The sequence below is a fragment of the Acidovorax sp. KKS102 genome (assembly GCF_000302535.1).
In the GTDB taxonomy this organism is placed as follows: domain Bacteria; phylum Pseudomonadota; class Gammaproteobacteria; order Burkholderiales; family Burkholderiaceae_C; genus Acidovorax.
Genome location: NC_018708.1, coordinates 3,030,163 through 3,052,986, shown reverse-complemented (window position 1 = coordinate 3,052,986; position 22,824 = coordinate 3,030,163). Strand labels below are relative to the sequence as shown.

Genomic DNA, 22,824 nt, shown 5'->3' with positions numbered 1-22,824 from the left:
GATGGTAGCGATGGTTGCCGATTGGGGAGTTTCTGAAACGGTTGCGCTGGGTTCGTTGGCGGTGGCTGTGTGGGCTGGATGGAGCGCGCATCGGTCAGCCCAGGAAGCCAAGCGGGCGAATGCGCAGGCGATGTACCACGAGCGCCGTGCGGTATTTGATGCTTTTCTGGATTTGAGCATGCACATGCAATGCAAAGGCCAAGCCCCGGATTTGGATGTGGTGCGGCTGTTCTATCGCCACCAGCACACGGCAGTTTTTTGCCTTGATGAGGCGTTGGCAAAAGAGCTCAAAGACTACTACGACGCGGCTTTCAAGCTGGCCGACTTCTCTCGCGTGAGCCCGGGGCTGCCGCGATTACCGAAAGATGAGAGCGAGTGCCACGACCATGTGAAGGCGATGTCTGAGCCACTTCTGGAGAAATTGAAAAAGGCCGTACCTGTGAAGTGACTCCTCGCAGCCTCTGAGGCCCGCATCGGGCCGCGGGATTTGCTCCTGTGGCGAGGTTGTCGCATAATTACTTCGATTTTTTCGATTTTTGCACTCTCTGAAGCGCCATCCAAGACCAAGGAGTCACGACCATGGGCATCGCCACTTATCCATCCAAACTTGGCCGAACCGCCAAGCAGCCCAGCGCTCGCCAGGCCCAGAGTGCGCGTGCGTCGGTGCTGCAGCAGTATTCATCGGTCCTGCGCAATGCATTGCCCGTTGAGTTGAAAGCACATGGCGCTGACCTGCCGATGGCAGAAATTGATGCAATGGCCGATGCATTGGCACGCCAGATAGCGAAGCTGGTGGATACATCTGCTGTTTCGAAGCCGCGCAAGGCACAGGCATTGGCCCAGGAGGAGTGGATTACCACCCAGGAGGCCGCCAATCGCAGCGGTTTTTCGCGGCCCTTTGTGGCCGCCCTGCTCGATTCTGGGGCGTACAAGGGCCGTGTGAACCGCACTACAGGCGGACACCGCAAGGTGTTGGCCGGTGAGTTTGAAGCGCTGATGGCAAAGGCTTCTGCGGAAGCCCCCAAGACTTTGGCCCAAGCACGCAAGGCGGTTGATTTGACGCCGCAGCAGGACAACGCTCAGGCGGGGCCCAGTAGAGAGCGCAAGAGGTCGCGCGCCCGGGCGCAGGCCTTGGCCAAAAAGCTGGGCATCGCCACCTGATGCCGCCGCTTATCGTCCTTGCGGACGCCAATGTTCTGGTCAAGGACGTGGTGTCATTCGCATTCTTCGACCTTGCCAGGGCCGTGGCTATCGACCTGCGTTGGACCCCGCAGATTGAGGTGGAGTACGCAAAGCACCGGGCGCGACTTCGAGCCGGTGCCAATCAGCGCGAGAGCACAGCGGACGACCTGGTTTGGGCTCAAAAGCGCTTGGCAACCATCAAAAAGCACCTGGTGCCCGGTTTTCAGTTGCCGGGCTGGGACGATGATGGCGACCGGCTGGAGCTGTTGCGAAGCAACAAGGCATTGGCGCCCCTTTTGCGATTGCCAGACCCTGACGATGTGCATGTGGCTTTGGCTGCAGCCGATTGGGCGCAGGCCACTGGGCGCGACGTAGTGCTGGCCACAGACAACCTGAAAGACTTGCCGGCCAAGGTACTGGCGCCGTTTGGCGTGGTGCCTTTGCACCCCGGCGATGTCTTGCAACTGGTGTATCAGATGGACCCTGAAGGGACCGCCAGCAGCTTGCAAAAGACGGCTGCGGATTTCAAGAACCCCGCTTTCTCGCTGTTGGACATGCTTGCGTCCATCAAAAGCCCACAGCAGTTTGACAACCAAGAGCTGGCAGCCGAGCTGGCTGTGCGCTGGGAGCTTGCAGTGCCTGGGGCGTCGCAAGGCACTACCAAGGCCCGGACCAAGCAGCGCTCGCGCTGAGAAGTAAGAAATACATGCTCCCGTCACTACTCGCCAACGACATACAAACGGCTCTGAAACAGTTTCTGGTTTCTGCCTTCGAGCCCGCCGACGCGTTCAACCACGGTTTGATGAGCCGCTTTGTCGATGACGAGGCGGCGTGGCTTAAAGGCCCGTTTGTGCAGGTGGGCCTGCCATTTGTGGCGGGCAAATGTGGCAAGACGTTCTTTGACACGTTCGAGACCGCGCACCCTGGTTTCAGCCACCAAGAACACGCCTGGGAGCGGCTGTCTAGTCACCGCCAGGGCGTGAGCACTTTGGTGGCCACTGGTACGGGCAGCGGTAAGACAGAGTGCTTTCTGTACCCGGTGCTGGACCACTGCGCCCGCGCCCGCGCGGCGGGCGAATCTGGCGTGAAGGCCTTGGTCATCTACCCCATGAATGCACTGGCCACCGACCAGGCGCGCCGCATTGCCGAGCTGGTGGCGTCCACCGCTGCGTTTGCCGGGTTGCGCGTGGGGCTGTATGTGGGCGGAAACGCCGGGGCTCCTGGCGAGGGCATGGTAATGACGCAGGGCGCCGTCATCACTGACCGCGACACCCTGCGCAAGCACCCGCCCGACATCTTGCTGACCAACTACAAGATGCTCGACTACCTGATGCTGCGGCCCAAGGACCGTCAGTTATGGGCCGCCAACCTACCCACCACGCTGCGCTATGTGGTGGTGGACGAGTTGCACACGTTTGATGGTGCCCAGGGCACTGACCTAGCCTTGCTGCTGCGCCGCTTACGCGCAAGACTCAAAACTCCCCCAGGGCACCTCATCTGTGCAGGCACATCGGCCACCTTGGGCAACGCCGCAGACACGGCGCCTTTGCGCGAATATGCGCGGCAGATTTTTGGTGTGCCGTTTGGCGAAGAGGCTGTGGTGACCGAGAGCCGCCAATCGGTGGGGCGGTTTCTGGAAGACGCCACGGTGGACTACATGTTCTTGTTCCGGGCAGAACAGGCGCCGCTGCTGGAGCCATCGCAGTACCCCACTCCGCAGGCTGCGGTGCAGGCTTGGTTTTCGCTGTTTTTCCCGGACGAGCCAGTGCCAGAGGACGTCAACGCACCTGCGTGGCGCCGTGGGCTGGGCCAGTTGCTCAAGCGCCACCAGCTTTTCGTGAACCTGCTCAAGCTGGCCAAGGGTGGAGTGGTGAGCTACCCAGAGCTGACAGAAGCCTTTGCACGCAACATGCCTGTGGCCAGCCCGGCGCAGGTCACTCAGGTACTCGATGCCCTGTTGGTATTGGTGGCCTGGGCGCTGCGCGACGGGTCGCAGCCCTTGGTCACGCTACGGCTGCAGCTGTGGGTGCGTGAGTTGCGCCGCATGGTGGGCAAGCTCAGCGTTAACCCACAGGAAGTGAAATTGCGCAGTGAGCGTGACCTGCCGGTGGCGCGCGATGGTGTCTACCTGCCCATGGTGCAGTGCAGCCAGTGCCGCACCACTGGATGGCTGTCCCGATTGGTGCAGGGCACCAGCAAACTCTCGACCCAGCTCGATGAGGTCTACAACACCTGGTTTTCGCGGCGTCCCGAGGCGGCACGGCTGTATGCATCAGAGAGCATTTCGCGCTCGCATGTCGATGGCGTGACCGAGCGCGTCTGCGTAGCCTGCGGAACCACGCAGCAAAGCCAGGAAGAGTGCCTGGCTTGCGGCCATCAAGAGTTGTTGTCGGTGTTTCGTGTCACAGCCCAGAAGACGCAGGTGATAGGTCAGGCGCAGTACACGCGGCACGACAACACCTGTCCAGCTTGCGGCGAGCAAGACGAGCTCTTGCTGCTGGGTGCGCGCAGCGCCACGCTGGGCTCGCAAGTGGTAGAGAGCAGTTGGGCCAGTGTGTTCAACGACGACAAGAAGCTGATTGCGTTTTCAGACTCGGTTCAAGACGCCGCCCACCGTGCGGGCTTCTTTGGCGCGCGTACGTACCTTAACAACGTGCGCACGGCGCTGGCCCATGTGATGGACGAGGTGGTGCCCTCGCGTTTGAGCTGGGCCGCGTTCCTCGAAAAGATGGAGCAGCAGTTCGAGCAACCAGGTTCGGTGTTGCACATGTCTCGCGAATCGCTGGTGTCAGAGTTTGTAGCGCCGAACATGATGTGGCAGCGCGATTGGTCGGTGGAACTGCAAGAGAAGCAGCATCTGCCCACTGAGAGCCGGCTGCCGCTGAAGGTTAAGAAGCGGCTGCTCTGGCAGGCTTACAGTGAGATGACCTACCAAAGCCACCGCGGGCGAACCTTGGAGCGCACGGGCAAGGCCACGCTATCTGTGCCTTGGAGCGTGGTGGAGGCGGTGGCTGCCGACTTGCTGCCGCGCTATCGCGAACAGTTTGGCGCCCATGGGCTCGAACTGAAGACGGTGACCCAATGGCTGTGGGGCACCCTGGCGCACATGCGCAGACGCGGTGGGGTGATGCACCCCGAGCTCGGTGCCTACGCTGGGGACGGCAGAGTCTATGCCCTGGTCAAAACCGGGAGCAGCGCGGAATGGATGCCCAAGATGGGAGAGCACACACCGCGACCGGTGCTCCTGACCCTGGGCACGCAGCCTGGCTTTGACAAATTGACCGGCAGTAGGCGCGCCACCTGGTACGACCGATGGGCCGCTGCCGTGTTGGTCGACCAGACCATGCTGGTCAAGGGCCTGGCAGCCGAGATGTACCGAGAGGCTTTGCTGGCCTTTAAAGATGCGGGCATTCTGCAGCTGACGGCCCACCACCAGGGCGAGACCTGGGCCATCAAACCCGAGGCGCTGGAGCTCGATACCGAGGTGGCCTTCGTGGCCACTGCTGGCAGCAAGCGCAGGCTGGCAGTGCCCCGGCAAGATGCAGCGCACCTGCTGGGCATGGCCTGTATTGATGCGCCGGAGTCTCGTTACGAAGTCCTCATTGCGCAGCCGGACGATTGGTGGGCCCGGCGCTTTAGCAAAGGCGACTTGCGGCGCGTTATTGCCGCCGAGCACACGGGGTTGCTGGAGCGGCCTGTGCGAGAAGCCCTTGAGAGCCGCTTCAAGTCAAAGCAGCCCAAACCTTGGTTTGAGAATCTGCTCTCCGCGACGCCCACGCTGGAAATGGGTGTGGACATTGGCGATTTGTCTTCGGTATTGCTGTGCTCTGTGCCACCCAACCAAGCCAGCTTTTTGCAGCGGGTAGGCCGCGCGGGGCGCCGTGACGGCAACGCCCTTGCTACCACGCTAGCAGATGGCAACAGCCCCCATGACCTGTACTTTTTCGCTGAAACCCAGGAGATGCTGTCGGGTGAGGTGGCGCCACCCGGGGTGTTCTTGCAGGCGGCCGAGGTGCTGCGTCGGCAATTGTTCGCATTTTGCATGGACGACTGGGTGGCCAGCCTGAACAACATTTCAGCGTTGCCCGACAAGACCTCGCAGGCGCTTGACGCCATGGACCAGGGCAAGCAGGAGCGCTTCCCCTATGTATTCAGCAACTACGTGCTGGCGCATGAGGAGCGATTGTTTCAGGGCTTTGTGCAATTGCTGGCGGGTGATATTGACGATGTGGTCACAGCGAGGCTGTGGGACTTCATGCAGGGGCAAGGTGAGTCGGACGGCCTGCGCACTCGTTTGCTGAAGGCCCTGGAGGAACTGCAGGAGGAGCGACGTACCTACAAAAAGCGCAAGGATGAGCTCGATAAGGTGCGCGCAAAGGCACAGCAAAAGCCCCAGGACGATGCGACGCGCGCCGAAATCGACAACCTGCTGCGTGAGCGGGACAAGTTGCTGGAGCTGATTAAAGAAATCAACACGCGTGACTTGCTGAACACGCTGACCGATGCGGGGCTGATTCCCAACTACGCCTTCCCGGAGGCCGGCGTGGAGCTCAAGTCTGTTTTGTGGCGCAAGCGGGCCTCGGACGAGCCAGGCCAAGGCGCCTATGTCACGCTGACCACGCAGAAGTACGAACGCCCGGCGCAATCTGCCCTCTCGGAGTTTGCGCCCGAGAACCGCTTCTATGCCAACCAGCGGCGCGTGGAGGTGGACCAAATCAACATGAATTTGGCAAAAACGGAAGACTGGCGTTTCTGCCCGTCTTGCCATCACATGCAGAACTTGACGGTAGAGGCAGACACCCATGTAGCGTGCCCTTCGTGCGGCGATGCGATGTGGTCGGATGCGGCACAACGCCGTACGCTGCTGCGCTTCAAACAAGCCATTGCCAATAGCAACGACACGGATGTGCGCATCGACGACAGTGCCGATGACCGCGAACCCAAGTATTACGTGCGCCAGCTGATGGCGGATTTCTCTCCATCACATATTCGTGAGGCGTGGCAGATTGGCTCGGGTGCTCTGCCGTTTGGTTTTGAGTTCATCTCCCGGGTGACGTTCCGGGACGTGAATTTTGGTGAGCTGGCCAAGCCTGGCGAGGCGTTCAAGGTGGCGGACAAGGAGTCTTCGCGACCTGGATTCAAGCTGTGCAAGCACTGCGGCAAGGTGCAAAAGCCTCCTCGACGAAGTAGCGACCCGAGCGGGCAAAGCCATAGCTTCGATTGCCCCAAGTACGGGGATGACAGTCCTACCAACTTGCTGGAGTGCCTGTACCTGTACCGAGAGTTCGAGTCGGAGGCTTTGCGGATTCTGGTGCCGTATACGAAGAACGGCATGGACGAGAGCGTGGTCCAGTCCTTCATGGCGGCCGTGCAGTTGGGGCTCAAGCGCCGATTTGGTGGCAAGGTGGACCACTTGCGCATGGTGCTGCAGGACGAGCCTGGCAAAGACGGTGGGCCGCGCCGCCATTACGTCATGCTGTACGACTCGGTGCCCGGCGGCACAGGCTATCTGCACCAGTTGCTGGCTCATGATGCGGGCACCTTGTCAGATGTGCTCAAGATGGCGCTGCAGGCGGTCACCAGTTGCTCTTGTAACGATGACCCGGAAAAGGATGGCTGCTATCGCTGCCTGTACCAGTACCGACTGGGGCGCAGTATGGAGCAGGTCTCCAGAGACCAAGCCAAGGCGGTGCTGGGTGAACTGGTGGGGGCGCTGGACCAGCTGGAGCGGGTCAAGACGATTTCCGAGATTTTTATCAATCCGAACTTCGACTCGGTCCTAGAGGCGCGGTTTATCGAGTCGTTGAAGCGCCTCGGTGGTGTTGGCTCCATACCTATGGTGAAGCTGGTGCAGGACGTAGTGAACGGGAAGTCCGGCTTTGTGTTGGAAGTGGGTGGGCAGCGGTATCGAGTAGAGCCGCAGTGCGATGTGGGCGCTGAGCAAGGGGTACTCGCAGCCAGCAAACCTGATTTTGTGATTTGGCCTTGGGCAACAGGCTCCAAACGCCGCCCCGTTGCCGTTTTTTGCGACGGCTGGGCTTATCACAAGGACTGTCTGCGTGAGGATGCGTTGAAGCGTAGCGCATTGGTGGCCAGCGGCAGGTTCTGGTGCTGGTCTGTTACGCACAACGATGTGATGGATGCTCTTGCTGGGAAATTGGATACCGACCTGGAGTCGCCGTTGATGGGCATGGCCCGCCATCACGGGGCCAAGGCCCCAGCAACGGTTCCACGCGCGCAGGAGAAGGCCTTCACGCAGCATGCGGTCGCCAGCTTGTTGCATTGGCTTGCCACCCCGGCGGATGGACCCTCCGGCGACCCTGCAATCGAGCAGTTGCAGCGCAACGCCTTGTGGTTGGGCTTTTTGATGGTGCCGCATAACGAACAGGAGAAATCGACTTGCGAGCATCAGCTCGGGCAATGGATTCACCGACTGCCTGCGCACGTCAAGGAACCGGGCAAAGGTTTTGCGCACAGCCTCTCCAAGGTGTCGGGGGTATGTCAGCAAGTTGGATGGTGGCCTTTGGCTGCCGCCAAGGGACTTCCACAGGAAGCAAACTGGATGGCGCCTGGCGTCCTGGTTCTGGACGAGGTGAAGGCTGAAGATGACGCTGCGCTTCACTTGGCTTGGCGCCAGTGGCTGCAATTGTTCAATACGGCCCAGTCGCTGCCAGGTATGTGGCTTGTCACCGCCAGCGGACTGGACCAGCACGATTACGACGGCCTGACCTCCTTGCCCGCACCCGTGGCCGCGCAGGCGTCTGAGCAAACCTCTTTGAACGGCGCGTGGTTGGAGGTCCTTGAGCAGCTTTTGGAGCCTCTCAAGCCAGGTATGGTTCGGTTGGCGCAGGCCGGAGCGGCTGTGCCCGAAATCGGCCCCGAACTGGCAGATGACAAAGGCCGTGTTGTGGCCGACGCCGAGATGGTTTGGGCAGCTGCCCATGTAGCGATTCTTCGACCGGACCAGGCAGATATGGTGCAGGAGTGGACCGCGCAAGGGTGGACAGTGCTGTGTCTGGATGAGGACCTGACACATTGCAATGCGCAGCCTTGGGAGAAGGCTGCTGCAACGGCGTTGGGTCTGACCATCGAATAACAGGAGTAGAACTTTGAGCTTCAAACCCAAGGTTGCGCTGAGCAACGACTTTCTGCTTCAGCTGGCCAAGTTGCCCGCCAAGGTTCATACCAAGGTGATGAAGTGGGCTATCCAGTTTCAGGCCGACCCTAAGAGCCCGGGCATCAACTACGAGAACATCAACGGCGCGCGAGACCCGAACCTCAAGTCGGTTCGACTCGACGGCGACTGGCGGGGTATCGTTTTCAAGCCTTCCGCCGGTGACGTGTATGTGTTGCTATATGTGGACCACCACGACGACGCTTACCGCTGGGCTGAAAATCGCAAGCTGACCATCAACCCCGTAACGGGGGCGATGCAAATGCTGACATTCGAGAGCGTCACCGAGCAGGTGCCGGAGGAAGCCCGCAGCGCCAATGCTGCGACAGCAGAAGGTACTCTGAATGCGCCTGTTGTGGCTGCACCAGCTCTCTTTGCAGACCTAGAAGACCGTAATTTGATGAGTCTCGGTGTGCCGCAAGAGTTGCTCGGTTTCGTTCGCAGCATCGTCAGCGAGGAAGAGCTGGACGCCAAACAGGCGAAGCTTCCGATGGAGGCATACGAAGGTCTCTTTCTTGTAGCGGCAGGCGACACGGTCAGTCAGGTGCTCAATGCCCGTGAGACGCGGGTGGACAAGGTCATCGATACCCAGGACTTCGCAGCAGCTCTGGCCACGGCAGAGTCGCAATCGCGGTTTGTCGTGGTGAGCGACGACGAGTCCATGACCGCCATCCTGAATGCGCCCCTTGCGCAATGGCGTGTGTTCCTGCATCCCACCCAGAAAAAGCTCACCGTCGGAGACCGCAGCGGCCCCGTGCGAGTGCTGGGCGGCGCCGGCACGGGCAAGACCGTCCTGGCCATGCACCGCGCCAAGTGGTTGGCGGAGAATAGGACTGAGACAAACCAGAAGGTGCTTGTCACAACCTTTACCAAGAACCTCGCCGCCGACATTGAGCAGAACCTTCGCACGCTGTGCAGTAGCGAGACATTCGCCAAGCTAGAGGTCCGCAATCTGGACGCCTGGGTGAATGCCTTCATGCGCAGCCGCAAGCTGGAACACCGCATCGTGTACGACCGCAAGCAGGATGCTGCTCACCAGGCATGGCAAGCGGCGTTGGCCGTCAAGGATTCGTCCCTTGACCTGCCAGACAACTTCTACGAAAACGAGTTGGAGCAGGTGGTGCTTGCGCAAGGCATCACGACATTGGACCAATACCGGACAGCCCGGCGCACGGGGCGCGGCGTCATTCTGAGCCGCGCCAAACGCGATGCGGTATGGCCGGTCTTTGAGGAGTACCGCGGGCAACTGGCGTCGCGCAAGCTCAAGGAAGTGGACGACGCCTACCGTGAGGTCGCTGATGTGTTGAGCGCTGAAGCAGAAAAGTCCAAACCTCTCTACAGCGCCATCGTCGCGGATGAAACCCAGGATTTGGGCCCGCAGGCGCTACGGTTGCTTCGTGCCTTGGTGCCAGCAGGTCCAAACGACCTCTTTTTTGTCGGAGATGGTCATCAACGCATCTACAGCCGCAATAAGGCTGCGATGAGCCGCTGCGGAATCGATATCCGTGGCCGTGCCAAAAAGCTGTATCTCAACTATCGAACCACCGACGAGATTCGACGGCAGGCCGTGGCGTTGCTGGAAGGCTGTGAAATCGACGACCTCGACGATGGTCATGATGAGACCAAGCGCTACAAGTCTTTGTCACACGGCCCAGCACCTACTGTTCTGAGTGTCGAGGGCATTGAGGCGGCAGCAAAACATGCCATCGAGTTTGTGCGGCAATGGAATATCGCCCAGGGTGGCGGAGTGCCCCTGTCGTTCTGCATCATCGCATCTAGCGAAAAAAGTCGGGATGCTATGGCGGGTTTGATGCAGGCCGCAGGCTTGAGGTGTATCGCTATCACGGCGCAAAGCAACCATGCCGAAGTCCGCGATGTGGTCCATCTAGCGACTATGCATCGCGCCAAGGGGCTCGAATTTGACTGTGTCGTCGTGATTGCACCCGAGAGCTTTGTAGGCGCAGCTGAGAAAACTGAAACTCAACGCAAGTTGCTTTATGTTGCGTTGACTCGTGCGAAGCGCGGGGCGATGCTCTTAATTCAGGCCTAGCGTGCGTGGGGGAAGTTCAAATGCCATACCTTGAGGTTGCATGGAGACTTCCGTCATCAAACTGCAGCACCCGCTCAGGCCAGCGCAGCGCCGCCAGCTTGAAATCATGGCCTACCGCCGTTCCAGCCTTGCGCTCAGTCCACCGGCCACCTGCGGAGAAATCCACGCAGAACACGTTGCCCCGCTGGCCGTGCCAGGCAAATGGGTGGGTGTTTTCAAACAGGTCCGGGTCACCCTTGCCCACCGCAGCGCGGTCAATTTTGTGCACACGTCGCCAGTAATGCCCCACAACCACAGGCGTCTCATCGGTGTAGGCATCCCACCAGGGCATGCGCTCGGCAAACCGCCACTTGCCACCTGAAAAGAAGGGCACGGTGCCTTTGAGTTCTACGCCAGAGGTCAGCACCTTGAGCGGGTTGAGCATCTGTTTGTTGGCCTCGTGCTCTGCATGTGCGTGCAGAAAGGGTGGCTGATGCTGCTTGTTTTCCAGACCATGCTCCCACTGCTCCAGTTCTTGCTCCATGCGCTGCTCCAGCGCTGTGTCCCTGGCGACTTGCTCTGCGGCTTTCTCCCAGCGGTCGTATTCGCTGCGCACCGAGTCCGGCTCTAAAGCGCGAACGGCTTCGATCTGGGGCTCTTGCCAGGCAGCGTGAATGACGCGCAGATCCGCTCTTTCCAGCCCGATGGGAAGCGAAGAGAGAAATGCGACGATCTCTTCGCGCTGCTGGGGCGTGGGTCGATGGAACGGTGCATACTTGTCGTGGTCCCGTTCCATGCGGGCATCAAAGAACCACCCGGAGCCATCCTTGGCGTCCTCGCGCAACAGATTGATCTCATGGTTGCCCAATACGGCGGCTGCGCGACCTGATTGAACCAGCGACTGCACCAGCGCCAGAACGGCCGGGCTGTTGGGGCCCCGATCGCAGAAGTCCCCCACGAAGACCAGGGTGCGCCCCTCTGGATGGATGCCGCGCTCGTCGTAGCCGAGGTGTGCCAGCAACTGGCGGAGTGCGTCGTATTCGCCGTGGATGTCGCCCACGATGTCCAGCGGGCCGTTTGGCAGGGGTTGAATCAGGCTCATGGGATCTCCCGTCAGTAAAGTTCCAAGGTCATTTTCTGCAGCGCTGCCAGCATACCGGCCACGCCCATTTGGTTCGACTCTTCCGTTGCGGCGCCTCTCAGGTGCAGATCAAACCGCCCGTCTGCATGCAGTACCACCAGCGCGAGCCCCGACACACGCCCCTCTTTGGCTTCGCGCAAGAGTTTTTCCAGCGTCTGGATCGTTTCCCCCGACACAGGCCGGGGCAGTGGCTTGAACATGGCAACGCCCATGGGCAGAGGTGCTTGTGTGATCAATGGGGGTTCATGGTTCATGCAGAACATCCTTATAAGATCATTTTGATTCGTTAATTATGGCATCAAAATGATCTTATTTGATTAGAATGCCGCAACTTCTCAGCCTTCCATGATCACTACCATCGCTTTAAACGAACTGTCTGCCGCCCAGCGCAGGCGTCTGGCCTACATCGAGTTTCGCGTGTGGTTTTATGGAGAAGTGACGCGCAAGAATGTGCTCGACCGTTTTGACTTAGCCACGGCGGCTGGTACGCGTGACATGGCGCTGTACCGGGAGCTTGCGCCTCAGAACGTGTTGTACGAAGGCAAGGCATACCGATACCGGTCAACCTTCACGCCGCTGTTCGAGCACCGGGAAGAGCGCGTGCTAGCGATGTTGACGGCCGGTTTTGGTGAGGGAGAGCCAGCCCCATTGGCGGAATCGTTGCCCAATGCCGTACCAGCCCGGCTAAACCAGCCGCCTCTGGACACCTTGGCCACGGTGACCCGGGCCATTCACGGCGGTTACCCACTGCGGCTTACGTACCACTCGATGAAAACGGGGGCAGTCCCTCGTGAGATCGTGCCCCACGCACTTGTTGATTCGGGCCTGCGGTGGCATGCACGTGCGTATGACCGAACCAAGGGAGAGTTCCGCGATCTGGTGCTGACCCGCATGGAGAAGGTCGAACCCATAGACCGGGAGGATGGGCAATACCGCGTGCAGGCCCACGAGCTGCGCGCGGCCGATGCCCAATGGCAAAAAGTAATTACGCTCGAGTTGGTGCCACACCCAGCGCACCCGCACCCCTCATCCATTGCGCGGGATTTTGGGATGGGCGCGGGCGGATCGCTGCAAGTCACGCTGCGCGCTGCTGTGGCGGGCTATGTGCTGCGCCAGTGGCAGGTGGATTGCTCACCTGATGCCCGTCTCAGCGGGAGGGATTTCAGGCTATGGCTGGCAAATACAACCCAGCTCCAAGGAATAGACAACGCAGTTTTAGCCCCCGGCTTCGTCTAAGCATCTTGGTGATTCATGACCAATTTGTTGACTCCTCGGGGCTGATCTGAGACTTCGTCCGCGTGCAAAAAAATCTTTTCGCGCATAAGACTCGTTGACAGTTTGTGTGATGACGGATTCAGAAAGATATAACCGGGCGCTGGCTTTGGCTCGGGTCAGCCGAAGTCGGCGAAGTCGGAGGCCTTGAGATCGCTGCAACCGTTGAGGATATCTGTGGCTAGCGCACGTTTGCTGCCCAGCAGGGCGTCCAGCTTGACGTCGAAGCTCGGGAACTTGTCGCTAACCACGCCGGGGTAGTAGACATTGACGACGCGGGTCTGGCCGATCCGGTAAGCACGCGCCGTAGCCTGATCCTCCTTTGCAGGGTTCCATGTGCGGGTGAAGTGGACGACATGGTTGGCCGCCTGAATGTTCACACCGAAGCCCACGGCCAGAGGTGAAAGGATGATAACGTTGAAGCCCTGGGCTTGCTGGAAGGCGTCGATCAGCTGCTGCCGGTTATCCGCCGTACGGGGGTCTGCTGACGTGTCGCCATTCACGATGCTGGCAGCGATGCCGAAGAAGGCCGCGATCACACGTTGCAGCTGCAACTGCAGCTCCCGGAACTCACAGAAGATGATCACTTTGTGGTTGCCAGCGCGATCAGCGGCCAGTGCCTTGAGCCGGTCCACGAGCCAGCCCATCTTCGGTGACTCGTTCACAATTTTGTCGATCGGCGCCTTGTGACTGTCCTTAGCAGCATAACCGTGCGGGTCCGAGCAGATCTTGCGAATCGCCTGCAACGCCTGCAGCTGAGCCGACGGATTGCTGACCCTCTGCTCCTTGAGGGTCTTGAGCGCACCCTCATACAGACCTTGCTGAAATGGGGACATCGGGAGCTGCTTGCATAATTTGTCCTCGACAGGCTTAGGCAACTCCGTAGCAACTTCTGTCTTGCGCCGGTGCAGGATCTGCGGCTGGATCAAGGCGCGCAACTCCTCCACCTTGGCGATCTGCTCTGGCGTCTTGGCCTCGATTGGCTGGCGATAGGTACGTGAGAAGTGGCTAAGTGCGCCCAACATGCCAGGCTGCACGAAATCAAACAGGCACCACAGATCGGCCAGCGTATTCTCCACCGGCGTTCCCGTGCAAGCGATGCGAAAGCGCACCTTCTGCTTCTTGGCCGACCGTGTGACTAGCGCGGCAGGCGTCTTTATCTTCTGGGCTTCGTCGCAGATCATCACAGACCACTGCTGGCTCGCCAACGCGAATTCCAGGTCGCGCATCGTTTCGTAGGTGGTGAGCACTAGGCGTGCATCGCCAACCCAGCCCTTCTTCAAAAGCCGGGTGACACCCTGTGCCTTGAGGTCAGCATCGAGTTCGTGCTTACCCACGCGCATCGATTTGAGCGTGCTGCCATAGAGCATCAGCAGTGGCAGGGTACCTGGCTGGAAGAACCGATCCAGCTCGTTGCGCCAGTTCTCAAGGAGCGCGACAGGCGCTACAACAAGAGCTGGTGGCAGAGTCGGATCCGTCTCGAAACAACTGGTGATGAAAGTGAGCAACTGAAGGGTCTTGCCCAGTCCCATGTCATCCGCCAGCACTGTGCCGCGACAGTGTTCCGGTGATGCCTCCCACAAATGCTGCAGCCATGCCACGCCGACCCGCTGGTGCGGCTTGAGTTCGATTTCAGGGCGCAGGGTCTGCGGAAGCAACGGCTCCCGGCCCGGGGGCATTTGCAAGGACTCTGCACGCGCCTCGGTGTAGTCAACGTCTTCAAGGTTGCGTTTGATGACCAGGCGCTTCTTTGGCTCGGCTGCGGGGCGATCTCCCGACGGCTGAAAATTGTGGTCACGCAACTGCTGTTGTGCTTTGGCTAAGGCGTCCACCGCCCGTCGGGCATCAACGATTGGCACCGCAGTACGCAAACCTGGCAGGTTGACCGAGGACTGCCCTGCCTGCTCAGCGGACTTGACCGCTTGCTGCAACGTAGGCACGTCGTCGAAGGTCAAGGGCACATAAGTCGCACTACCGCCGGACGGATTTTCTACACGAACGCCGACGCTGACGTTCCCTTCAAACCAGCCGCTGCCATGGTCGTTTCGGGCTATGACCGGGGTCACAAAAGGCTTCTCGACACCGATCTCTTCCACGCGGTCCGAGTAGTGACTCAAGTCCAGCACCTCGGCTGCGGTCCAAAGCTGTGGGCAGGCCCACTCCCGGCCCCATTGCTCCAGATCGACCATGTGGCGCTCGGTGTCACCCACGATCTCCAGCTCACGCCGTTGCCAGGTCACGCATTGCGAGCCATCGGTGAACGCTCGTCCTAGCTTGCTGGTGAAACGCTGTAAATCATCAGGGTTGGCGAACCACAGCACTTCGGAGGCCTGGCTCTCGTTGCCAAGCTCTTCGACCAGCAGACCGACCCGGTGAACCTCACCAAACTCACCTCGCTCGACGTGCGGTGTGAACTGCTCGAACCGGATGCCCGCTTCTTCGCGGGCCTTCTCGAACTGTTCAGGATCGATGACCTGCTCTGCCGATTCACCCAGCACTGCGAAAGGGTTGCGGACGAATGCTTCAGCCCTTGGGCCAGTAGCTCTGCGACCCGGCATGCGCTTGATCTCCGCAAGTACCGCTTTCACTTCAGGAGTCACCACAACCCGAACCAGCGAGGGCCCATCGGGCACGTCGTAGCTGTCCTGCAGTGGCAAACGGTCGAACTGGTTCAGCCAATGCGCAGGCGCCTCGTCAAAACCGGGGATGACCTCCACCACCTTGCCATCGTCCTCACCGCGACGCTCCATCGCCAGTCGCAATCGGTCCGGCGTGAGCACGATGGTGCGGGCGACATAGTCCGACACCGGACAACCGGTAGACGTGGCCAGTTTGCGCATGCGCCCAAAGGCCTGCTCCTTGAAAGACTGGCTGCGTTCCGACGGCGGTGTCCCGTGGAAGCGGGCCAACTCCTCTAGCAGTTGGTGCAAAGGCTCGGACAACAGCGTTGCACCGCTGGGTGCCTGAAGCACACGCCCCACCAGCTGCGGCACCGGTTGTAAACGTCTGCCCTGACAGTCCACCCACTCGTCCAACAACACTGCAAAGTCCGGGTCCATTAGGGCCCCCTTGCTCGTCAGCCGCGGACGAGCAGCCGCTTCTGGCGGGATAAGCAAAGCTTCTCGGTAGGCGCTCAGCTCGGGATGCCGCAGCAGCGCATAAACGTCCTTCCACGGCAGCAGGAACTCGGTTTCCTGCCGGTCGCCAAAGCCTTCCATAAAGATCTGCGCCAACCGGGCACCCAGGTCTGCCGCTTCGGTATACGAAAAGGGGAGGGCCAGCCATTCACGGGTAGTAGGTGCCGGCGACGCGTAGCGAATGCCGACGGAATCGAAAGCGACGGCAGGACCTTTGCGGGCTTGGGGTGGGGCTGGTTTCTTTGCAAACAGCGCGTCAAACATTCATTAATCCTCGTCCTTGAGCCAGTAGCCTTTGCCTTCAGTAAAGCGGAACCGAAAGAGCTCAAGAACCATAGCGACACTTGGATTCTGGTTCTTTTCAGGTATCAGTGCCCACAAGGCGCCCCCCTTGTGACGGTTATCTTCCCATTCGACGCCATGCTTCATAAACAAGCCCTGGAGTTGCGAGAATTCGACATCCGTCAGGCGCTTCTTTTGCCCTGAGAGCTGCGCCACCGACGGCTTTTGCCTAACGGTGTCGGTGTTCTGGGCACCGTTCGCTGACATGCTCGCTTGCAGCGCTCGTGGAGGAACGCTCGGCCACGCGGGCTTCGAATCGAAGCCCGTGTATTCATCCGCCTTGATGGCTGGTGGCAGCAGGGAGTTTGGCTGGTGAGAAGTGACAGGCGCGACTGGTCTGGGTGCTGTCACTTGTGTCGATTGCGCTCGCCAATGCACGACCGCATTTGTGGTGTTGCTTGCAGGGTTGAACTCTTTTAGCTCTTTGAGCTCGCCTTTGCTCATAGGCACGGACTGAAGCAGCTTTTTGAGCTCGTAGTCGAATTTGAATTCCCATTGGGCCGTGTGAGAAAGGCGCTTGGCATAGGCCTTCTGCTTGAGCTGATACAAATTCAGAACAGCTGTGTCCAGACTCGTCTGAAAATCCGAAGCCGCAAACACATAACACGCGTTGCCCGTCACACCGAACTCAATCACCAAGAGCTGTCCGATCCGCATTACGAAGGCATTATTCTGGTGGTTGCCGTCGACAAGTTTCCGGTCTCGGCCGGACATGCGTTTTCGCAAGTCCAGAAACTCAGGAGTTCGATTAGCTTGGGCATCGCTGCCCAGCACAAACCACATATCCGAGATCTGGGGCTCCCACTTCAACCAGTATTCCAAGCGCCGTAGATCTGCAGCACCATCCGCTGCCAGTAGCCCGAAGAAATCCTTAATAAGCCGCTGCTTGAGCCAGCTGTTGACCATCAGGCGAGCAGGCTCATGGTTCACGGCCGCATCCCAGGCTGTTCGCTTCAGCCATGGATTGCCAATCCACTCCAAACAGGTATCACGCAGCGCCGGGTGCTCGGGGTGATCAGCGCATTGTGCATAGCGCGCCACCACCAGCGCAACGGCTCTCACGGCCAAGATCGGTGGCAGTGTCAGCGAAGTCTTGCCATGAACTAAATCTAGTACCGATTGCATGCGCTTTTTGAGTTCGGCGTCATCGCACTGACACACACGCTTCACGTAGGCCATGAGTGCCTCTTCCCAGACCCAGGAGTTGCTGGCAATGCCTAGCCCGGTGCACACCTTGCGCAGCTCGGTATGGTCGTCGCGCGCTAGTGCATCAGCGTAGCGGCTGCAGGGGTCCGAAGTGAGTAAATTCCGATGCTCGCTCAGGGTGTTCAGCCACTCGGGCATAGTCCCTCGTTTTGAAGAGGCAGACTGCAATGGGGCCAGCTGATCAGCCAGGTAGTTGCGCAGCCCGATCCAGCGCTCGTCTGCCTCTCCCGGCTTTTCCAGATTGCGCTCGAAACCGAAATAGCCTGATAGCAGGCCTTGATAGCAGCGACGAAACTGCTTTGGTTGCTGGTTGTGCTGGTTAACAAGCTCCAACATGGCCTCGAACAGCGGCCGCCGGTCGATCACGCGCCACCGGTCGTGTCCCACCGGCACAGTCGAGCCGTAGCACACATATTTGAGCTCGGTAAACGAAGCCACCTGACGGCTTCTAGCGAAACGCAGCAGCGCAGCCTGCAGTTGGTCCGCAGCCGGTTGGTCATTGCCCTCACCGCCAAGGTCGTGCCTGATGCGTTTGAGGGCCTCCGTCATCACGCGCGGGTTGCCCCACTCGATCGCGTGGACCGCGCGATGGACGTCGAGCTCGCTGCGCAGACGGTCGCGCAGATGGTCAAGTGCGTTCAGCGGCTGAATATGGGGCATCGTTCGTTCGGGTCCAGTGCCTGGGCGAGGGCTGCCTCATCTACAAGGGAGGCCGGGTTCTCAAGTTCCTCGCGGCGTTCCTGCCGCGTTTTGAACTCCAGCTTGAACTCGATGCGCCGGCTGTCATCGGCCGTCGCCCGCAAAGAGTTGAATGACGCACCACCCACAAAGAACTTGGTTGCGATCAGCTTCCGGTCTTCGTCCGACATGGCGGCCTCGCCGGGCTCTGGTGCACGCAGCAGCTCGCAGATCACGCGCTCGCTGCGCTCCAGACTGAGGTTGAGGTTGAACAGGTATTTGCCGGTCTGGCTCGCGTAACCTTCCACCACAGCGCGCTTGAACCAGTGTTTGCCGGCATCCGAATCACGCAGTTCCGACAGCAGTTTGGGCGTGAACTGACGCACCAGTGCCCGCTGCGGAACGGACAGGGTGTTCTGGCCCTCACGTTCAAATCGCCCGCGTGGCCCGAAGTCGATAGTGTTCCCGATCACACGCACACCCTCGAACTCTTTCTGCGAAACGACCTTGCTCACCTGCTGCATCAGGTGGGCGATCGCCTCTTTACGTTCGCGGTCTTCCTGCTCATCTTGTGACACCTTCTTGGTCACCGCCAGCAGTGCCACGCTCATGGCCACCAGGAAAAGCACCATTAGCGCGGACATCAGGTCTGAAAAGGAAATCCAGAAGGGTTTTTCACCTTCTTCGCGCCCGCGTTTGGGCGCAGACATGCGCACACCACCCAGCATGGTTTACCGCCCTTCTCAGGCTGCCGAAGGCAGGTTGTCGAGCACGTCGCCCAAGTCCTGGATGGCCCCTTTGAGCAGGCCAGTCGCGTGGGCCAGCTCTTCGTGGAAGGCCTTGTTCCCCTCGCGCATCGTGGTCATCATCTGCTGCGCGAAGGCACCATGGGCTTCACCCAGGACGTCGGTCACGCCCTGAAGGTAGGTTTCTGTGGTGCGCTGTGCCTCGGTCAGTCGCAGGCTGGCTGCCTGCAGGTTGTCCACCAGACCGGACGACATGGACGCCTCACGCTTGGCCAGCTCAATGGTCTCGCGCAGATCGCTGACCAAAGAGGCGAGCGCATCGCGCACGCTGCGCTGGTCGCCCAACACTTGCTGCGTGGCTGTCAGCGCGGTGCCCAGCGTGGTGGCCGATCCGATCAGCTTGTCCGCCATGTCGTTCAGGCCATCGCTATTGGTCTTCATTCGGTCCAGGTTGTCTCCCAGGCGGGCTGACGCACCATACAGCTTCTCGGCCCCCTGGCCCATGCTGTCGATGCTGGCCTGCGCCCGCGTCTGCAGTTGCTCCACGGTCTGCTGCATCGACGCACTGGCCCGCTGCACCGCCTCGGTCAGGCGGGCGATCTGTGCGGACTGCTCCTCCATCAACGCGCCGGACTTGGCGGTCAGCTCTGACTGACGGCTCGTGTGTTCTTCCTTCGCCTTCTGGGCCTGCTCCTGCAGGCTTCGCACCATGCCGCTGGCCGATTCGCTCAGCTGCCCTATCAGGCGCTGGGTAGCCTCGGCGGACTCGGACTGGTTCCGGGACGCGGCCGCCTGCATCTGCTCCAAGAAGCTGTGCAGACGCTCCGTGGTGGCCGCCTGCTGGCTGCTGTGCTCCTGTTGTGCGGTGTGGGCCTGGTAGCGCAGGCCCTGCACCAGGGCACTGGTGCTGTCGCTCAGCTCGCGCATCATGCCCATGGTCAGTTCGGCTGACTCACTCTGGCCCTTGGCCACACTGTCTTTGAGCTGGTCGATGAACAGGCGCATCTGGTCGTTGGCTTCTGTCTGCCGCGCCTGCATCTGCTGCAGGGCCTGATCCATGCGCTGGGCCATGGCGTCCGCAGCACCCGACCCGGCCTGCTGAATCTGCCCAGCCAGTTGCTCAAACTGCTGTGACGCTGCCTGGATCGTGTTCGCTGTCTGCACCAGCATGTCGCTCATACCCCGCATCTGCGAGCCGAACATGCTCTGCATCTGCTCGGTGAAGTTGCCCAGCACATCGGTCAGCAGCTTGTTCACCGCCTCGCCCTGGCTGTTGCCCACCTGCTGCACCGCGTGCGAGATGCGCGTCAGCGGATCGGCCAGGCCCTCGGTCAGGCTTGTTGTGATCGACTGCCCCAGCTGTTGGCTGGTCGCCGTCATGGTCGCGATCTGCTGCTGCGTCAGCTCCGACAGCACCTGCTTGAGGTCTGTGACCAGCGACTCTTTCATCTGCATCGCCTGGGTGGCCGAGGTCTCGGACGCTTCCACCAGGCGCTGCAGGTATTCCTCACCAGCACCCGTGTCGAACAGGCTGTCGATCAGGCTGGCGAGTTCTTCACGTTCGGTATATCGCCGATTGATGACTTGCTTCTCAAACGTGGTGATCAACATCGCCAAAAAGATGGCGACACCTGAAACTTTGAACGCGCTGCCCACGGTCTCAAGAAGAGCGCGGAGTCCATCCCTCGCCGCATCAGCAGCCCCTAGGTCAACTTGACCAAAAGCCTGCAGACCCACAATCAGGCCCGAGAAGGTGCCGATGATGCCCAGTCCGGTCAGGATGCCGGGCAAGTGCTTGTAGAACTCGGTGCGCAGCGGCGCTTCGATCAGGCCCTGGTCGGTGAAGAAGGCGTTGGCCATGCTGGTGGCACGCCAGCGGCTCACCTCCATCACACCCATGCCGTTGGCCTGCTTCTGGCCGTGCAGCGTGTCGCGGTATTCGTCCCAGCAGTGGCGCAGCGCCTCGCTCACCATGGCTTCGTCCCGCACGCGGTCCAGGTCCAGCACCGGGCCAGTGGCTTTCAGCCGCTCCAGCTGCTGGCGCGCGTCGCGCAGCTCGCGGCCCACACGCCACCCGGGCAGCAGAAACTGGATGAAGAAGAACGCGACGGCGATGGCGAGTAGGGCGCCGACGCCCCAGTGCAGGGCGGACGAGATCAGGGCAGAGGTCTCAGGCGTCATGAGTGTCGGAAGCGAAAAGCGGAGGTTGTGAGGACGTAGCGCTGCGTTTAGGCCAGACGCTTGCTGAGGCGGCTTCGGGTCGATGTGCCAAGTAGGTCTGGTGAGTTGGTGCTTTCCGTGAGGATGTATTCCAGGAGGGGAGCGGCGAGCTTGTCGTCAGGGTCCTGCGGCACCAATTCGCCATAGACGGGTTTTCCACTATGGTGGGGATCAGGCGCGCTGTTTTGTACAGCTGCGCATCCGGTGGGTCACGCAGCCCCAAAAACTAAAATTTCCTGATTCTGTTGATTGGCCAGACACGCAGCACCCAAGATGTGAGGTCGTCAGGGATCGCCGTCCGCAGATTACATTATTTTGCAATAAGTCTAAGGGCGGTCGTTTCAATAGCTGCCCCTGAGTCGGGTGGTTGAGCCGTCGGGCGCTAAAGGCTCGGTTTAGCCCTGTAAGGGCAACGCAGCGAATGGTTAGTGGCAAAACGCTGGGGTGTGCAGCATCAAAGATGTGTGGCTGGTAAGCAAAAGTCCCTGAGCCGCCTAAAAACGTCTTACATCTGCCCTTACATATCTCGCCAAAAGAAAAACCCTGCTATCTTTTGGATAGCAGGGTTTCCTTTGCTGACTTGGTGCCGGAGAGATGAATCGAACACCCGACCTTCTCATTACGAATGAGCTGCTCTACCGACTGAGCTACACCGGCTTAGCCTCGGATTATATCGTGGAATGGTAGCTGGTCACGCGTTCGACTTCATTTTTTGAGCCGAGGATCACGCTGACACGCTCGTGCAACTGGGTGGGCTGGATGTCGAGGATGCGTTGCTTGCCGTTGGTGGCGGCGCCACCGGCTTGTTCGACCAGCCAGCCCATGGGGTTGGCCTCGTACATCAGGCGCAGCTTGCCGGGCTTGTTGGGCTCGCGCTTGTCCCAGGGGTACATGAAGACGCCGCCACGGGTCAGGATGCGGTGCACGTCTGCCACCATGCTGGCAATCCAGCGCATGTTGAAGTCCTTGCCGCGCGGTCCTTCCTTGCCCTGCAGGCATTCGTCGATGTAGCGCTTCACGGGCTCGTCCCAGTGGCGCATGTTGCTCATGTTGATCGCGAATTCCTTGGTGTCTTCGGGAATGCGGATGTTCTCTTCGGTCAGCACGAAGGAGCCTTGTTCGCGGTCCAGCGTGAACATCGCCACGCCGTCGCCCACAGTGAGCACCAGCGTGGTCTGCGGGCCGTAGATGCAGTAGCCTGCGGCCACTTGCTGCGTGCCGGGCTGGAGGAAGTCGCCTTCCTCTACGCCCCGGTCGCCATCGGGCTTCTTCAGCACGCTGAAGATGGTGCCGATGCTCACGTTCACATCGATGTTGCTGGAGCCGTCCAGGGGGTCGAACAGCAGCAGGTATTCACCCTGTGGGTAGCGGTTGGGCACCAGGTAGATGCCGTCCATTTCTTCGGACGCCATGGCCGCCAGGTGACCGCCCCATTCGTTGGCTTCGATCAGCACCTCGTTGGCGATGATGTCGAGCTTTTTCTGGATCTCGCCCTGCACGTTTTCGCTGCTGGCCGTGCCCAGCACGCCGCCCAGCGCACCTTTGTTCACGGCGTGGCTGATGCTTTTGCAGGCGCGCGCAACCACTTCCAGCAGCAGGCGCAGTTGCGAGGGTATGAGGCCGTCCACCCGTTGCTGCTCAACGAGGTAGCGGGTCAGGCTGATGCTTTTTGCCATGTCAGTCTCTTCTCGGTCGTG

At 60.2% G+C, this 22,824-nt stretch carries 13 protein-coding genes and 1 tRNA gene; 6 read left to right on the top strand and 8 right to left on the bottom strand.

Going from position 1 to position 22,824, the window contains the following annotated elements; all coding sequences use genetic code 11:
* The first annotated feature begins 10 nt into the window (after nucleotides 1–10).
* The 5 genes from C380_RS13940 (at nucleotide 11) to C380_RS13920 (ending at nucleotide 10,406) form a co-directional block, all read left to right on the top strand.
* Complete coding sequence (locus C380_RS13940; RefSeq protein ID WP_066784999.1) at nucleotides 11–448, top strand: hypothetical protein; 438 nt, start codon at nucleotides 11–13, stop codon at nucleotides 446–448.
* A 131-nt stretch (nucleotides 449–579) separates the two neighbouring features.
* The gene (locus C380_RS13935) at nucleotides 580–1,161 is read left to right on the top strand and encodes a hypothetical protein (RefSeq protein WP_015014496.1); all 582 of its coding nucleotides are present in this window, start codon (nucleotides 580–582) and stop codon (nucleotides 1,159–1,161) included.
* Nucleotides 1,161–1,874, top strand: a complete 714-nt coding sequence (locus tag C380_RS24060; RefSeq protein ID WP_015014495.1) for a PIN domain-containing protein — start codon at nucleotides 1,161–1,163, stop codon at nucleotides 1,872–1,874. Before C380_RS13935 ends, C380_RS24060 begins: the two co-directional genes overlap by 1 nt.
* 14 nt (nucleotides 1,875–1,888) lie before the next feature.
* Complete coding sequence (locus tag C380_RS13925; protein ID WP_015014494.1) at nucleotides 1,889–8,278, top strand: DEAD/DEAH box helicase; 6,390 nt, start codon at nucleotides 1,889–1,891, stop codon at nucleotides 8,276–8,278.
* Between the two features lie 13 nt (nucleotides 8,279–8,291).
* Entirely contained in the window at nucleotides 8,292–10,406 is a 2,115-nt protein-coding gene (locus C380_RS13920) for a UvrD-helicase domain-containing protein (protein ID WP_015014493.1), read from the top strand.
* Nucleotides 10,407–10,422: 16 nt separating this feature from the next.
* On the opposite strand, the gene C380_RS13915 is transcribed toward C380_RS13920, so the two are convergent.
* Together C380_RS13915 and C380_RS13910 are read right to left on the bottom strand one after the other, a co-directional pair.
* Complete coding sequence (locus C380_RS13915; RefSeq protein ID WP_015014492.1) at nucleotides 10,423–11,487, bottom strand: metallophosphoesterase; 1,065 nt, start codon at nucleotides 11,485–11,487, stop codon at nucleotides 10,423–10,425.
* Between the two features lie 11 nt (nucleotides 11,488–11,498).
* The gene (locus tag C380_RS13910) at nucleotides 11,499–11,780 is read right to left on the bottom strand and encodes a hypothetical protein (protein WP_015014491.1); all 282 of its coding nucleotides are present in this window, start codon (nucleotides 11,778–11,780) and stop codon (nucleotides 11,499–11,501) included.
* Between the two features lie 91 nt (nucleotides 11,781–11,871).
* Here C380_RS13910 and C380_RS13905 point away from each other — a divergent pair, with 91 nt between their 5' ends.
* Nucleotides 11,872–12,762 (top strand): WYL domain-containing protein, encoded by an 891-nt coding sequence (locus C380_RS13905; RefSeq protein ID WP_015014490.1) that lies wholly within the window; start codon nucleotides 11,872–11,874, stop codon nucleotides 12,760–12,762.
* 155 nt (nucleotides 12,763–12,917) lie between these two features.
* Here C380_RS13905 and C380_RS13900 read toward each other — a convergent pair whose 3' ends face one another.
* The 6 genes from C380_RS13900 to C380_RS13875 form a co-directional block, all read right to left on the bottom strand.
* Entirely contained in the window at nucleotides 12,918–16,199 is a 3,282-nt protein-coding gene (locus C380_RS13900; RefSeq protein WP_015014489.1) for a DEAD/DEAH box helicase, read from the bottom strand.
* 3 nt (nucleotides 16,200–16,202) lie between these two features.
* Nucleotides 16,203–18,143, bottom strand: a complete 1,941-nt coding sequence (locus C380_RS13895; protein WP_015014488.1) for an EH signature domain-containing protein — start codon at nucleotides 18,141–18,143, stop codon at nucleotides 16,203–16,205.
* Nucleotides 18,122–18,871: a flagellar motor protein MotB gene (locus tag C380_RS13890; protein WP_238544017.1), complete on the bottom strand. Its 750-nt coding sequence runs from the start codon at nucleotides 18,869–18,871 to the stop codon at nucleotides 18,122–18,124. The genes C380_RS13895 and C380_RS13890 overlap by 22 nt, the downstream gene beginning before the upstream one ends.
* Before the next feature lie 33 nt (nucleotides 18,872–18,904).
* Complete coding sequence (gene zorA / locus C380_RS13885) at nucleotides 18,905–21,088, bottom strand: anti-phage ZorAB system protein ZorA (protein WP_015014486.1); 2,184 nt, start codon at nucleotides 21,086–21,088, stop codon at nucleotides 18,905–18,907.
* Nucleotides 21,089–21,708: 620 nt separating this feature from the next.
* Nucleotides 21,709–21,784: transfer RNA gene (locus C380_RS13880), tRNA-Thr, on the bottom strand.
* Nucleotides 21,785–21,795: 11 nt separating this feature from the next.
* Nucleotides 21,796–22,803, bottom strand: coding sequence for a class 1 fructose-bisphosphatase (locus C380_RS13875; RefSeq protein WP_015014485.1), 1,008 nt, complete (start codon nucleotides 22,801–22,803; stop codon nucleotides 21,796–21,798).
* Between the last annotated feature and the right edge of the window lie 21 nt (nucleotides 22,804–22,824).

Bases quoted from the DNA above. Each gene is read 5' to 3' on its own strand.
- C380_RS13875 (WP_015014485.1), bottom strand. From the start codon at position 22,803: ATGGCAAAAAGCATCAGCCTGACCCGCTACCTCGTTGAGCAGCAACGG.
- C380_RS13890 (WP_238544017.1), bottom strand. From the start codon at position 18,871: ATGTCTGCGCCCAAACGCGGGCGCGAAGAAGGTGAAAAACCCTTCTGG.
- C380_RS13915 (WP_015014492.1), bottom strand. From the start codon at position 11,487: ATGAGCCTGATTCAACCCCTGCCAAACGGCCCGCTGGACATCGTGGGC.
- C380_RS13900 (WP_015014489.1), bottom strand. From the start codon at position 16,199: ATGTTTGACGCGCTGTTTGCAAAGAAACCAGCCCCACCCCAAGCCCGC.
- C380_RS13905 (WP_015014490.1), top strand. From the start codon at position 11,872: ATGATCACTACCATCGCTTTAAACGAACTGTCTGCCGCCCAGCGCAGG.
- C380_RS13935 (WP_015014496.1), top strand. From the start codon at position 580: ATGGGCATCGCCACTTATCCATCCAAACTTGGCCGAACCGCCAAGCAG.
- C380_RS13910 (WP_015014491.1), bottom strand. From the start codon at position 11,780: ATGAACCATGAACCCCCATTGATCACACAAGCACCTCTGCCCATGGGC.
- C380_RS13895 (WP_015014488.1), bottom strand. From the start codon at position 18,143: ATGCCCCATATTCAGCCGCTGAACGCACTTGACCATCTGCGCGACCGT.
- C380_RS13925 (WP_015014494.1), top strand. From the start codon at position 1,889: ATGCTCCCGTCACTACTCGCCAACGACATACAAACGGCTCTGAAACAG.
- zorA (WP_015014486.1), bottom strand. From the start codon at position 21,088: ATGACGCCTGAGACCTCTGCCCTGATCTCGTCCGCCCTGCACTGGGGC.
- C380_RS24060 (WP_015014495.1), top strand. From the start codon at position 1,161: ATGCCGCCGCTTATCGTCCTTGCGGACGCCAATGTTCTGGTCAAGGAC.
- C380_RS13940 (WP_066784999.1), top strand. From the start codon at position 11: ATGGTTGCCGATTGGGGAGTTTCTGAAACGGTTGCGCTGGGTTCGTTG.